The organism is Aeromonas sp. 600724, from assembly GCF_049175135.1.
Classification (GTDB): domain Bacteria; phylum Pseudomonadota; class Gammaproteobacteria; order Enterobacterales; family Aeromonadaceae; genus Aeromonas; species Aeromonas veronii_A.
The window spans coordinates 54,493-68,194 of sequence record NZ_JAAKUM010000014.1 but is presented as its reverse complement, the minus strand read 5'-3'; the positions used below and the strand labels follow the sequence as shown (position 1 = coordinate 68,194).

Annotated in this window: 9 protein-coding genes, 3 tRNA genes and 2 pseudogenes; all 14 read left to right on the top strand. The window is 57.1% G+C overall.

The features are described 5' to 3' along the window. Positions 1 to 13: 13 nt before the first annotated feature. The 14 genes and pseudogenes from G5168_RS14070 (at position 14) to G5168_RS14005 (ending at position 13,690) form a co-directional block, all read left to right on the top strand. A complete protein-coding gene (locus G5168_RS14070; protein ID WP_421252365.1) occupies positions 14 to 2,215 on the top strand; it encodes a DNA internalization-related competence protein ComEC/Rec2 in 2,202 nt (733 codons plus the stop codon). A 104-nt stretch (positions 2,216 to 2,319) separates the two neighbouring features. After that, complete coding sequence (gene msbA / locus G5168_RS14065) at positions 2,320 to 4,083, top strand: lipid A ABC transporter ATP-binding protein/permease MsbA (protein WP_245098208.1); 1,764 nt, start codon at positions 2,320 to 2,322, stop codon at positions 4,081 to 4,083. After that, positions 4,083 to 5,078: a tetraacyldisaccharide 4'-kinase gene (lpxK, locus tag G5168_RS14060; RefSeq protein WP_421252364.1), complete on the top strand. Its 996-nt coding sequence runs from the start codon at positions 4,083 to 4,085 to the stop codon at positions 5,076 to 5,078. The genes msbA and lpxK overlap by 1 nt, the downstream gene beginning before the upstream one ends. 121 nt (positions 5,079 to 5,199) lie before the next feature. Next, the gene (locus tag G5168_RS14055; protein ID WP_005347033.1) at positions 5,200 to 5,388 is read left to right on the top strand and encodes a Trm112 family protein; all 189 of its coding nucleotides are present in this window, start codon (positions 5,200 to 5,202) and stop codon (positions 5,386 to 5,388) included. Further along, a complete protein-coding gene (gene kdsB / locus G5168_RS14050) occupies positions 5,385 to 6,134 on the top strand; it encodes a 3-deoxy-manno-octulosonate cytidylyltransferase (protein ID WP_139463907.1) in 750 nt (249 codons plus the stop codon). Before G5168_RS14055 ends, kdsB begins: the two co-directional genes overlap by 4 nt. A gap of 212 nt (positions 6,135 to 6,346) precedes the next feature. Continuing rightward, positions 6,347 to 6,991 (top strand): UvrY/SirA/GacA family response regulator transcription factor, encoded by a 645-nt coding sequence (gene uvrY / locus G5168_RS14045; RefSeq protein WP_005337448.1) that lies wholly within the window; start codon positions 6,347 to 6,349, stop codon positions 6,989 to 6,991. Positions 6,992 to 7,118: 127 nt separating this feature from the next. Continuing rightward, positions 7,119 to 8,972: an excinuclease ABC subunit UvrC gene (gene uvrC, locus G5168_RS14040; protein ID WP_005359709.1), complete on the top strand. Its 1,854-nt coding sequence runs from the start codon at positions 7,119 to 7,121 to the stop codon at positions 8,970 to 8,972. Between the two features lie 199 nt (positions 8,973 to 9,171). Continuing rightward, on the top strand, positions 9,172 to 9,726 hold the full coding sequence (pgsA, locus tag G5168_RS14035) for a CDP-diacylglycerol--glycerol-3-phosphate 3-phosphatidyltransferase (RefSeq protein WP_031227442.1): 555 nt from the start codon (positions 9,172 to 9,174) through the stop codon (positions 9,724 to 9,726). 181 nt (positions 9,727 to 9,907) lie between these two features. After that, positions 9,908 to 9,983: transfer RNA gene (locus G5168_RS14030), tRNA-Gly, on the top strand. Between the two features lie 35 nt (positions 9,984 to 10,018). Further along, positions 10,019 to 10,092, top strand: a tRNA-Cys gene (locus tag G5168_RS14025). 41 nt (positions 10,093 to 10,133) lie between these two features. Next, positions 10,134 to 10,220, top strand: a tRNA-Leu gene (locus G5168_RS14020). 390 nt (positions 10,221 to 10,610) lie between these two features. Continuing rightward, a pseudogene (locus G5168_RS14015) lies at positions 10,611 to 11,346 on the top strand (IS3 family transposase); the annotation flags it as partial. 93 nt (positions 11,347 to 11,439) lie between these two features. Further along, positions 11,440 to 12,291 (top strand): annotated as a pseudogene (locus G5168_RS14010) (IS5 family transposase); the annotation flags it as partial. A 220-nt stretch (positions 12,292 to 12,511) separates the two neighbouring features. Beyond that, the gene (locus G5168_RS14005) at positions 12,512 to 13,690 is read left to right on the top strand and encodes an acyltransferase family protein (protein WP_421252363.1); all 1,179 of its coding nucleotides are present in this window, start codon (positions 12,512 to 12,514) and stop codon (positions 13,688 to 13,690) included. Positions 13,691 to 13,702 lie beyond the last annotated feature (12 nt).

Genomic DNA, 13,702 nt, shown 5'->3' with positions numbered 1-13,702 from the left:
AAATACTTGCTCCATGGATCTGCGTCTGTTGTTGTTTGCCCTGGGGGCAAGCTCCTCACTGCTCTGGCCATGGTTACCTTCACTCGCATGGGGGGGCCTGTTGCTGTCCCTGCTGATCCCCCTTGCATATTGCCGTGCCTGGCGGTGGCTGTTTCTCCTGCTCGGCATCCTCTGGATGCAGGCCAATCTTGCCTATCGGCTGGCCTGGCTGGAGCGGTTGGGCGATCAGACGAGCCACATGATAACCGCAGAGCTGCAAAGTGCAGAGCCCGAGGGGGATAAATTTGTCCGGCTGCTGCTGCGGGTGAGCACCCTCGACGAGCAACCGGTGACACCTGAGCCCCTGATCCGGGTCAATGCCTATCAGGCATTACCCGCCATGACGGTAGGCAGCCGGATCACCCTGGTGACCTCGTTGAAACCGGCTCACGGTCTTGCCAACGAGGTGGGGCTGGATGGGCGGCGTCTGCTGCTGGGCAAGGGGATCACTGCCACCGGCAATCTGCGTCGGGTGATAGATATTCAACAGGCACCTGCGGGGTGGCGCGAACGCTGGTTGGGCGCGGCGACCGAGAGTTGGCGTCCGCTTGATCATTCTCCCTTGCTGGCGGCGCTCACTTTTGGCGAGCAGAGTGGCATCACGGATGCCCAGTGGGAGCTGTTTCGCGGCAGCGGCCTGACCCATATCATCGCCATCTCAGGGCAACACATCGCGCTGGTGGCGGTGCTCGGGTGGTGGCTGGGTAGGTTGTTTGGCTTGCGTGGCGCCATCATCACCTCCCTGCTGTTTGCCGCCGTCTACAGCGCGTTGGCCGGGTTTGCGGTGGCCACCGAACGGGCCCTGATCATGGTGCTGGTGTGGAGTGTGCTGCGCTGGAGCCGGCGAGAGTGGCCGGCCTGGCGCATCTGGCTGTGGGCCTTTGTGGTATTGACCCTCTGGGATCCCTTCGCCCTCTATTCGGCCGGCTTCTGGCTCTCGTTTCTGGCAGTGGCCATCTTGCTGCTGGTGGGATATCTCCACGACAAGCCGGGGCTCTGGCAGATCCAGCTCTGGCTGCTACTCGGTCTGCTGCCGCTGCAGTTGGCGTTGTTCGAGGGGATCGCGCCCCTTGCCATGGTGATCAACCTGTTGGCGGTGCCGCTCTTTTGTATCGCCATCATCCCGCTGGCCCTGATCGGTGTGCTGCTTGCGCCGCTCTCCACCTCGCTCGCCTACGGCCTGTTCTGGCTGGCGGATCTGGGGCTCGGGTGGGTGCTGACGATCCTGAACTGGCTGGCCGATCAACTGCAACTGTGGTGGCCACTGCCCGGCTGGTGGCTGCCACTCTGCACCTTGCTGTTGCTGCTTTGGTTCGCCGCGCAGTGGCGCCCGGCCCGCTGGCTCTGGCTACCGGGTCTTTGTGCGCTGTTGCTGGCGCTCTGGCCAACGCCTGCCCGCTGGCAACTGCGGGTGCTGGATGTGGGGCAGGGGCTGGCGGTGCTGATCAGCAAGGGGGAGCGTGCCATCCTCTATGACACCGGCGATCGCTATCCCGGAGGCTACAACATGGCGGACGCGGTGATCCTGCCCCAGCTGAGCCATCTGGGGATCCGGGTCATCGATCGCCTCATCATCAGCCACAAGGATCGGGACCATGCCGGCAATCGCAAGCGACTGCTCAGCGCCATGCCGGTGCGCCACGAGCTCTCCTCTTACCCTTTCAGTGAGGGAACGACGCTCTGCCAGCGTGGGCAACAGTGGCGCTGGCAGGGGCTCTCGTTTGCTGTGCTCTGGCCAGAACGCCCCGGTGGCGGGCGCAATAACGATGGCTGCGTGGTGCGCATCAGCGATGGGCAGCGCAGCGTGCTGCTGAGCGCAGATATCGAGCGGCAAGCCGAGCAGCGGCTGGTGGCGCTGGAGGGAGAGGGGTTGGCCAGCACCTTGCTGGTGAGCCCGCATCATGGCAGTCGCACCTCCTCCACGCCCCCGTTTGTCGCGGCGGTAGCGGCGCAGGAGGTGATCCACAGCGCCGGTTTTATGAATCAGTGGGGCTTTCCTCGTCCCGATGTGGTTGCTCGCTATCAGGATGCCCGCCAGTGGATCACCGGTCAGCAAGGGGCGATGCTGGTCGAACCCGCCGCAGAGGGCTTGAGCGTCACAGCCGAGCGAGATCTGGGGCCCTGGTACCGGCGCAGTGGTGAGTGGTGGCGGCCGAGAGTGTGGTTTGAGCAATAATCCGTCATTTCCGCAGCGGATGGATTCTATATCGGTGGCGACGCTTGGTGTAATCCTGCGCTTTGGCTAGAATAGCCCGTCATTTCCATTACTAACGGCTATTCATGCAACAAGAAACCTCACAAGAGAGCTGGCCAGTATTCAAACGCCTGCTCGGTTATGTCCGTGATCGCAAGCTGGGCCTGGTCGGTGGCATCATCGGGATGCTGGGCTACGCCGCCGTGGATACCACCTTTGTCTACTCCATCAAGCCGCTGATCGATCAGGGCATCAATGGCAACGACAGCACCGTTCTGAAATGGATGCCCTTCTTCGTCCTCGGCATCGTGGCCCTGCGCGGTGTCGCCAACTTTCTCTCCAACTACTGCATGGCCTGGGTCGGCAACCACGTTGTGATGCGTCTGCAACAGCAGGTGTTCAATCACATGGTGGCAATGCCGATGAGCTTCTTCGACCGTCAGAACACCGGTCATCTGCTCTCCAAGGTGACCTATGACGCCAGTCAGGTCTCCTCGGCGGCGAGCACCACGCTGGTGACCCTGGTGCGGGAAGGGGCGACCGTGGTCGGCCTGCTCGGCCTGATGTTCTGGCACTCCTGGCAGCTGTCAGTGATCTTTTTGGTGGTTGGCCCGCTGGTGGGGGTCATCATCGGCCTTATCAGCCGCCGTTTCCGCCAGATCAGCCGTCACATCCAGCAGGCGGTAGGGGATATCACCACCTCCACCGAGCAGATGCTCAAAGGGCACAAAGAGGTGCTGATGTTTGGTGGCCAGAAGGTGGAAGAGAAACGCTTCTTCCAGGTCAGCAACAACATGCGCCAGCAGACCATGAAAATGGTCGCCGCTGATGCCATCGGCAGTCCTGTTGTGCAGATGGTGGCCTCCATCGCGCTGGCTGCCTTCCTCTATGTAGCCACCATCGACAGTGTGCGCAGCGAGCTGACTGCCGGTACGTTTACCGTCATGATCACCTCCATGATGATGCTGCTCAAACCGCTAAAAAGCCTGACCGATGTCAACAACCAGTTCCAGCGCGCCATCACTGCCTGCCACAGCCTGTTTGGTCTGCTCGACACCGAGCCGGAGCAGGATACCGGCACCCGCACTCTGGAGCGTGCTCGCGGCGAGATCGAGTTTCGCAACGTCACCTTCACCTACCCGACCAAGGACACCCCGGCGCTGCACAACGTCAGCTTCAAGGTGGAGGCGGGTAAGTCGGTGGCGCTGGTGGGCCGTTCCGGCTCTGGCAAGAGTACCATTGCCAGCCTGCTGACCCGCTTCTACGACATCGATCAGGGCGAGATCCTGCTGGACGGCATCAACATCCGCGAATACAAGTTGAGCGAGCTGCGCAAGCAGTACGCGCTGGTCTCCCAGCATGTTCACCTGTTCAATGACTCGGTGGCCAACAACATCGCCTACGCCGCAGAAGACAAATACAGCCGCGACCAGATCGTGCAGGCAGCCCGTATCGCTCATGCCGACGAGTTCGTCAGCAAGATGAGCAACGGGTATGACACTGTGGTTGGCGAAAACGGTGCATCCCTCTCCGGTGGTCAGCGCCAGCGTGTTGCCATTGCGCGGGCTCTGCTGCGCGATGCGCCTGTTTTGCTGCTGGATGAGGCCACCTCGGCCCTCGATACCGAATCCGAGCGCCACATTCAGGCGGCTATCGACGAGCTTTGCAAGGCGCGTACCTCGCTGGTGATCGCCCACCGTCTCTCTACCATCGAGAAGGCGGACGAGATACTGGTGATCGACGAAGGTCATATCGTCGAGCGCGGGAACCACGAAGCATTGATGGAGCAGCGCGGCACCTATGCCCAACTGCGTGCCATTCAGTTTGGCAATGCAGGAAACAAGGCCTGATGCTGGAACGGCTCTGGTATCGCAAAAGTGGCTGGCGCTGGTTGCTGGCCCCTTTTGCCCTGCTGTTTGCCATCATCAGCGGCACCCGCCGCTACGCCTATCGCCACGGCTGGCGCAAGGGGTATCGCTCCTCCTTGCCGGTGATCGTGGTGGGCAATATCTCGGTGGGCGGCAACGGCAAGACGCCGGTGGTGGTCTGGCTGGTGGAACAGTTGCAAGCCCGCGGCTATTGCCCCGGGGTGGTGAGCCGTGGTTATGGCGGCAAGGCGCCCCATTACCCCTATCGGCTGGATGAAACCAGCACCACGGCGCAAGCAGGTGATGAGCCGGTGCTGATTGCCCGGCGCTGCGGCTGCCCCGTGGTGGTTGCCCCAAAACGGGCCGACGCGGTACGACTGCTGGAGCAGAGCGGTGAAGTGGATATCATCATCACCGACGATGGTCTGCAGCACTATGCGTTGGCCCGCGACATCGAGCTGGTGGTGGTGGATGGAGCGCGCCGTTTCGGCAATGCCTGCCTGCTGCCGATGGGGCCGCTGCGCGAGCCGGTCACTCGTCTCAAACGGGTGGACGCCATCATCTGCAACGGCGGCGAGCCGGGCAAGGGGGAGTACCCCATGCAACTGGTCGCCGACACCCCGCGCCGGGTGCGCGACGATGCCCCGCTGGCTGCCCCCTTGTCGGGGCCGGTCGATGCGCTGGCGGGGATTGGTCATCCGCCCCGCTTCTTTGCCACCCTGGAAGGGCTCGGCTACCAGCTGGAGCAGCAGGCCGCCTACGGCGATCATCACCCCTTCGATCGGGATGAGCTGGTGGGCCGCTTTGCCAGCAAGCCGCTGCTGATGACCGAGAAGGATGCGGTCAAGTGTCGTCCGTTTGCCCTCGAGAACTGGTGGTATCTGCCGGTCAGCGCCGAGTTGCCCGCCTCCTTGCTCGATACCTTGTTGCACAAGCTGGGGGCGAAGGCAAAGGGCGCGACCAGGGCGCAAGATTAAGCTCTCTCGCCTCGGCGGGGGAGCAGGGGCTTGATATGCCCCGCATGGAATAGCTGGTTGCTCGACATCCATCGCTGGCGTGATGAAGCCGCCAGCGCGACATCGTTGAAGGAGTATCGTTTTGGCTTTGGACATCAAGTTGCTCGACATCATCGCCTGCCCGGTCTGCAAGGGTAAGCTGCACTACAACAAAGCAGTTCATGAGCTGGTCTGCCGTTTTGACAAGCTGGCCTATCCGCTGGAGGAGGGGATCCCGGTGCTGCTGGAGAACCGTGCCCGTCCGCTCAACAGCGATGAGCTGCCGTCATGAGTTTCGTCGTCGTCATTCCGGCCCGCTATGCGTCAACCCGTCTGCCGGGCAAGCCGCTGGCCGATATCCATGGCAAGCCCATGGTGCAGCACGTGGTGGAGAAAGCCCTGCAATCGGGTGCCGATCGGGTGATCGTTGCCACCGATGACGAGCGGGTGCAGCAAGCACTGCTGAGCACCGGCGTCGAGGTGTGCATGACCTCACCGGATCACCAGTCCGGCACCGAGCGTCTGGCCGAGGTGTGCCGTCACTACGGCTTTGCCGCCGATACCATCATCGTCAATGTGCAGGGGGATGAGCCGCTCATTCCGCCCGCCATCATTCGTCAGGTAGCGGATAATCTGGCCGCCGCCACGGCGCCGATGGCGACCTTGTCGGTGCCGATCAAGGATGCCGAAGAGGCGTTCAACCCGAACGCAGTGAAAGTGGTGACTGACAAGGATGGCTACGCCCTCTACTTCAGTCGCGCCAGCATTCCCTGGGATCGGGATCGCTTTGCCAACAGTCACGAGCAGATTGGTGACCACTACCAGCGTCATATCGGTATCTACGCCTATCGCGCCGGCTTTATCCAGCGTTACGTAGACTGGGCACCGAGCGTGCTGGAGCAGGTCGAGGCGCTGGAGCAGCTGCGGGTGCTCTGGTACGGGGAGAAGATCCACGTCGCCCAGGCCCTTGAAGCGCCGCCGGTCGGGGTGGATACCCAGGCCGATCTGGAGAAGGTGCGGGCCTTTTTGGCCAAGTGATGGCCACAGCACTAACGTCATGAAAAACGGTGTCGCAAGGCACCGTTTTTTGTTTTGAAAATTTATATAATTATTTGATTTTAAACGCTAAACATGGGTTTTCTCAAACTTTTGGCGTGCATGGTTTGCCAAAGCGACGAGTTTGGTTATGATGCAAGACGCCCTGTTAACCCTAACCGGGCGGCTAAAACGAGATAAAACGGGGTGTTTGGGTGATAAATGTATTCCTGGTCGATGATCATGAGCTGGTGCGTACAGGGATAAGACGCATTCTTGAAGATGTGCGCGGGATCAAGGTGGTGGGTGAGGCACAGAGCGGCGAGACCGCAGTTACGTTCTGTCGCCAACACCATCCGGACGTGATCCTGATGGACATGAACATGCCGGGTATTGGTGGTCTGGAAGCGACCCGCAAAATTCTGCGGATCCGCCCCGATGTACGCATCATAGTGCTGACCATTCATTCAGAAAATCCGTTCCCCACCAAGGTGATGCAGGCCGGCGCCGCCGGTTACCTGACCAAGGGTGCTGCCCCTGACGAGATGATCCAGGCGATCCGGTTGGTGCACTCAGGTCAGCGCTACATCTCCCCGGAGATTGCCCAGCAGATGGCCCTCAGCCAATTTGCCTCCGCTGACGAGAATCCCTTCAAGTCCCTCTCCGAGCGCGAGCTGCAGATCATGATGATGATTACCAAGGGGCAGAAGGTGACCGATATCTCCGAGCAGCTCAACCTGAGCCCGAAGACGGTCAACAGCTACCGCTATCGTCTGTTCAGCAAGCTGGGGATCAACGGTGACGTGGAACTGACCCATCTGGCCATTCGCTATGGCATGCTGGATGCCGATACCCTCTAATCGGGTGGCGTGTGGTCACAAAGGCGGCGCGTGCCGCCTTTTTGCTTTTCTGCCCTTTTGCTTTTCGGGCTGCGAGGGCAGTATGCTCTGCCCGTCAATTTTTGCCTTTGTGTGAGCCGAGTAGCTGATGACCCTCTCTCCCGAACCTCTCTTCGACAGCAAGGCGTTTCTGAGCGCCGTCACACATCAGAGTGGCGTCTACCGCATGTATGACAGCGGTGGCACCGTGATCTACGTGGGCAAGGCCAAGGATCTGAAAAAGCGGCTCGCTTCCTACTTTCGCACCAACGTCGACAGCATCAAGACCCGCACCCTGGTGCGCCAGATCGCCGATATTCAGGTCACCGTCACCCACACCGAGACCGAGGCGCTGATCCTCGAGCACAATCTCATCAAGCAGTACCAACCTCGTTACAACGTGCTGCTGCGGGACGACAAATCCTACCCCTGGATCATCATCACCGCGCACCAGCATCCGCGTATCGGCGTCCATCGCGGCGCCCGCAAGGTGAAGGGGGAGTACTTCGGCCCGTACCCCTCTGGCGGCGCGGTGCGCGAGAGTTTGCATCTGATGCAGAAAATATTTCCGGTACGCCAGTGCGAGGATGCGGTCTATGCCAACCGCACCCGTCCTTGCCTGCTCTATCAGCTCAAGCGTTGCGCTGGCCCTTGCGTGCCCGGACTGGTGAGCGAGGCCGAATATGCCCAGCAGGTGGAGCTGGCCAAGCTGTTTCTGGCGGGCAAGAACCAGCAGGTAATAGGCGAGCTGGTGGGCAAGATGGAGTCCGCCAGCGGTGATCTGCGCTTTGAAGAGGCGGCCCGCTACCGGGATCAGATCCTGGCGCTGCGCCGGGTTACCGAACAGCAGTCGGTGAGCGGTAACGTGCTGGACGAGCTGGATGTGGTGGGGGTCGCCTTCCAGCAAGGTGCGGCCTGCATCCACGTGCTCTTTATTCGTCAGGGCAAGGTGCTGGGTTCGCGCAGCTACTTCCCGAAAGTGCCGGCCGATACCCAACTTGACGAGGTGGTGCAATCCTTCCTGCTGCAGTTTTATCTGTCGGGGCAGGGGGGACGGCAGATCCCGAGTGAGGTGTTGCTCGATGTGGCGTTGGAGGATGAGAGCGTCATCGCCGAGACACTGAGCCAGACCGCAGGCTACAAGGTGCGGGTGGTGAGCCGTACCCGCGCCGAACGGGCCCGCTTTATCAAGCTCGCCTCTATCAACGCCGAGACGGCGTTGCGATCGCGGCTTGCTCACAAGAGCACCATCACCGCTCGCTACGATCAGCTGGAAGAGCTGCTGGAGCTGGAGCGCCCCATCGCCCGCATGGAGTGTTTCGATATCTCCCACACCATGGGGGAGCGCACGGTGGCCTCTTGCGTGGTGTTCAACCGGGAGGGGCCGCTCTCATCGGAATATCGCCGTTTCAATATCGACGGTATCACCGGCGGTGATGACTACGCGGCGATGGAGCAGGCGCTGGAGCGCCGCTTTGGCAAGCAGCAGGAGCCGGACAAGGTGCCGGACGTGCTGTTTATCGACGGTGGCCTCGGCCAGCTGCGCCGCGCCGAAGAGATCCTGGCCCGTCAGCTGGAGTTCCTCGGCGGCAAATATCCGCTGCTGGTGGGAATTGCCAAGGGGGTGACCCGCAAGGCCGGGTTGGAAACGCTTATCATGGGGGAGAGCCACGAAGAGCTGCATTTGCCGGCAGATATGCCCGCTTTGCACCTTATTCAGCATATTCGCGATGAATCCCACCGTTTTGCCATTACCGGCCACCGGGCCAGACGGGCCAAGGCCCGCACCAGCAGCAGTCTGGAGGATATTCCGGGGGTGGGGCCAAAGCGGCGGCAGGCACTGCTCAAGTATCTGGGCGGCCTGCAGGAGGTCAAAAAGGCGAGCGTGGATGAACTGGCCAAGGTACCCGGCATCAGTCAGGAGCTGGCCCAGACCATCCACGATGGCTTGCACAGCGCCTGAGCAGGGTTAGCGGCATGGCATAATCGCTAACTCCTTGATGCACAAGAGCCGTGACGCGGGGGGGCCGTAAATGCCATAATGGCCCTCGCATTTTGAGAAGATTGATGGATTAAAAAGACCAAGACGGGCGCCAGTGCGGTTGCATCGCAAATCGGCTTTGGCGCACTATGTAGCGACGTACAAGAAGTGGCTGAAAATAATGACAAACATACCTAACCTGTTGACGTTTTTCCGGATTTTGCTCATTCCCGTCTTCGTCATCCTGTTCTATCTGCCTTATCAATGGTCCTATCTGGCTGCCGCCATCATCTTTATTCTGGCCGCTGCCACCGACTGGTTTGATGGCTATCTGGCTCGCAAGCTCAATCAGTCCACTGCCTTTGGCGCTTTCCTTGACCCGGTTGCCGACAAGATCATGGTTGCCGCCGCACTGGTGGTTATCGTCGAACACTACAACACCATCTGGGTGACCATCCCCGCCATGACCATGATTGGCCGCGAGATCATCATCTCCGCCCTGCGCGAATGGATGGCCGAGCTCGGCAAACGCTCCTCGGTTGCGGTCAGCTGGATTGGCAAGTGGAAGACCATGATCCAGATGGTGTCGCTGACCGGTCTGATTTGGCAATACAACGTCTGGATGGTGTGGCTCGCCTATGTGATGCTCTATGTCGCCACCGTGCTCACCTTCTGGTCGATGTTCCAGTACATGAAGGCCGCCTGGGGAGATTTGACCCACCACGCCAACCTGTGAGTCACCTGCGCCGCAAGGTGAGGTTTCCGCTGATTTGAGGCAGGAAACGGCCAAAGGCGCTAAAACTGTTCAAAAAGGGCAAAAAACGCCCGAACGATCAGGTAATTAAATATTTCTGGTTGACTGGGCGAGGAACATCGCTAGAATGCGTCCTCGTAGTCAGGCAGTCAGCCAAACCAATGCGGGAATAGCTCAGTTGGTAGAGCACGACCTTGCCAAGGTCGGGGTCGCGAGTTCGAGTCTCGTTTCCCGCTCCAAATTTAGACAATAGAGAGCCAACTCTCTTTTGCATGGCGCGTTAGCAAAGCGGTTATGCAGCGGATTGCAAATCCGTTTAGTCCGGTTCGACTCCGGAACGTGCCTCCATATTGACAAGCCCGCCACGCGAGCTTGATACCGATTGCGGTGCCCGAGTGGTGAAATCGGTAGACACAAGGGATTTAAAATCCCTCGACGTTCGCGTCGTGCCGGTTCGATTCCGGCCTCGGGCACCATTAAAATCAAAGAGTTACGAAAGGCCACTAGAAATAGTGGCCTTTTTCTTTTTCCTAAATGGCGCCAAAGTGGCGACAGCGATTGTGCTGAGTCCACAGCTTCATAACAACAAAGCCTGCTGAAGGCAGGCTTTTATCGGGTCTGTATATAGCCGAGGAATTTACCGCGTGGGGCAGGGTATGGCCGATTACTTCCACCACTCCTTGCTTGGTAAGTTATTCCATTCTCCAACCGGGTATTCATGGCCATGAAAGCGCTGCGTGGTGCCTAATGTTCTCTGACTGGTGGTCTGAGAGGCTCCGTCCTGCTCTACGGTCCCTGTTTTCGCTTTGGTTACTACTCTCAGATCATTTAGCCCGTTAGATATCCCTGACAGGACTTGGAGGAAAGCCCTCATCACTTTGGTCTGCTGCGCTTGCGATGCTCCCTCGTTCTGTTTTTATGATTATCTGGTTCGTAGGAGAGTAATTAACCGTGAGTGCATGCAACAGTGCCGTTAGTTGCGCCGTTTGTTCAAAGAGAGCCGGGATTCCGCAGGCAGTCGCGCCTTGATGTCGATGATGCGAACGCTGGGGTATCAGATTGGCCGATTCAAAGTCCGTAACCTGATGAAGGAATCCGGGTTGGCATCCAAACAGCCGGGCGCACACCGTTATAAGGTGCCCGGTCTGCACGACCGGATATTCCCGATCTGCTGGCCCGCAAATTTGATGTCCAGCAACTCAATCAGGTGTGGCTATATCACCTAGGTTTGGGCAGGGGCTAGTTGGCATTATCTGGTTGTGATGCTCGACCTGCATACCCAGCGAGTTGTGGGCTGGACGATCTCTGGTAAGCCTGATGTAGATCTGGCCATCAAAGCTCTGGAGATGCCCTATCAGCAGCGGGCTTGTCAATCAGGGTGTGCTGTTTCACTCCGACCAGGGCAGCCAATAGGGCAGTCGGGCATTTCGGCAACGACAGTGGCGCTATCGCATGGCCTGGAGCATGAATCATGGTGGTAACTGCTGGGATAACGTCCCGATGGAGTTGCTGTTCAGAAGCTTGAAGTCACAGTGGCTCCCAGCAACGGGATACCTGAACCTGCGGGAAGCGAAGCTGGATATCAGCTATTACCTGATGGATTGCTAGGCGTTGTTGCCCAAATCGATGCAGCTTGAATGGAACTAGCTGAGGACTCGGTGATCTGCTCATCACCATCCTCTTCAAGTTTGCATCATGGGCATTTCGCTGCACCCCATCACCAACTGGCCTAAATACAACAAGTCTTTGATTCACCGTGGTTCACCCACTTTCTGGGTTGATGCCGAGGCCATGAGCAACTGGTTTCACCACGACTATCACGGACGGCAAGGCCGCAGCCAGTTCTACACCAACCAGACCATCTGTACCTTCCTGATGCTCAAGGGAATTTTCAACTTCACCCCGCGGGCCACTCGGGGACTACTCGACTCCCTGCTCGAGTTGAGGAATCTGGCGTTGTGCGCACCGGACTATAGCTGTGTCTGCAAGCGAGCCCGTATGGTGAAAGTGGCTTATCGCTCCCCCCAAGGGGACGCGTTACCGACTTGGTTATCGACTCAACCGGGCTGAAGGTGTTTGGTGAAGGTGAGTGAAAGGTCAGCAAACACTGCGCCGAAAAACGGCGAGTGTGGCGCAAGTTGCATCTGGCGGTAGATCCGGTGAGCCACGATATCGTGGCGGCGGAAGTCTCGCTGGGACATGTTTATGCGGATGGCGCCGACGACAGTAAAGCCAGCCATCAGCTTATCTAGCGCACAGGGGGCGACAGCCTGTATCCTGACTAGCGAAAGCACGGCGTTATGGAAAAGGGACACCCGAGAAATGATGCTGTGTTGTGATGCGCAAGGAAGGGCTAGCGGACTGGAAGAAGATATCGGGGTATCACCGTCGCTCGCTGGCCGAGACGGTGATGTATCGGTTCAAGCAGTTGTTGGCGGGGAAAATCAGTCTGCGTAACTAAACGGCCAAGTGGGAGAAGTCATGGCGTATGTAAGCGCCATAAACAAACTCAATACCCTGGGTCTACCTGTCAGAAAACCCCGAGTGTTGCGGTCACCAGGGGCTGGGGAAGTCATGACTTGCTGGGGGATTTGGGCAACAACGCCGATTACTACAACTGGCGGCATCCACATCAACACAATTACGGGGTCACGCCAGCAAAAGCCGAGGATCCGCCTAATCAAGAGTCCGGATTTAGTTGACCACTACAGACTGTGCTTGAGTTCATGTTACAATTTGTCAATCTTTCACTATCTACGTCAACCATATGCAAAACCAGAAAAGCAATAGGATTGATTTCGCAAACACTCTAAGAGGCTTTGCTGCATTAGCTGTAGTTATTTCACATTACTATGGCGTTTTTTGGTCAAGCCGTGCAGCTGTAGAGGTGTTAACAAATGCGCCAATGCTTCCCTTTGAAACGCATGCAATTCCTATTTATGTTTCATTATTAAACGCATTTTCATTATTTAATTGGGGGGCATATGGTGTAGCATTATTTTTTATCATTAGTGGCTTCGTAATTCCATTTTCTTTGCAAAAAACAAGTTGGTTTGGTTTTACTATCAATCGAATGCTGCGAATTGTGCCAACATATATTGTAGGTTTTAGTATTACGTTGGTTGCCATTTTAATTAGCTCGCATTATTTTTCAAGGGAGTGGCCATTCACTACTCAAGAGGTATTGATTCATTACATACCTGGTATTAGAGATGTCTTATGGTCAAGAGGTATTGATGGAATAGTGTGGACGCTAGAGATAGAAATGAAGTTTTATTTTGTCTGTGCGTTATTGATTGTGCTATTTCGAAAGCAATCAACCATGGTTTTTTTAGCCCCGACATTTATCTTCATAGCATCGATTGTTATTAATAAGTATATTCCCGGTTGGGGTAATACGGATGCAAGGTTGTGGCAATTGGCAATGACCTTTATGACAGTGTCGCAATATATTATATATATGTTCATTGGGGTGGTGTTTCACTATGTCCAACGTGGTCGTATTGAAAGAGACAAAGCATATCTTTTAATTGGAGTGATTTTTTGCCTTTTCTGTTTGCAATGGTATATTGGCCCCGCAGCTGCCGGAATAACGGTAGCATGGAGCTATGCATTTGCATTGCTGACCTTCATTTTTGCATTTACGTATCAGGATTTTTTCAGGTCAAACAAGTTCTTCGATTTCCTGGCAGATATAAGCTACCCACTTTATGTGATACATGGTGTCGCTGGCTATGTAGCGCTTAGAATCTTACTCGATCTTGGCATGAAAGCTTGGGTTTCACTGTTGATTGTGACTGGTGGGTGCATATTTTTATCTTGGGTTTTACATAAGCTAGTGGAAAAGCCATCCCAACGAGTTGGTAAAAAATTGGCTGGCTACTTTATTATCAAAAAAAATGACTGTAGAGTTAATAATGAAGTGGCCGTTAGTCATTTAAATTAAGTCTATTAAGCT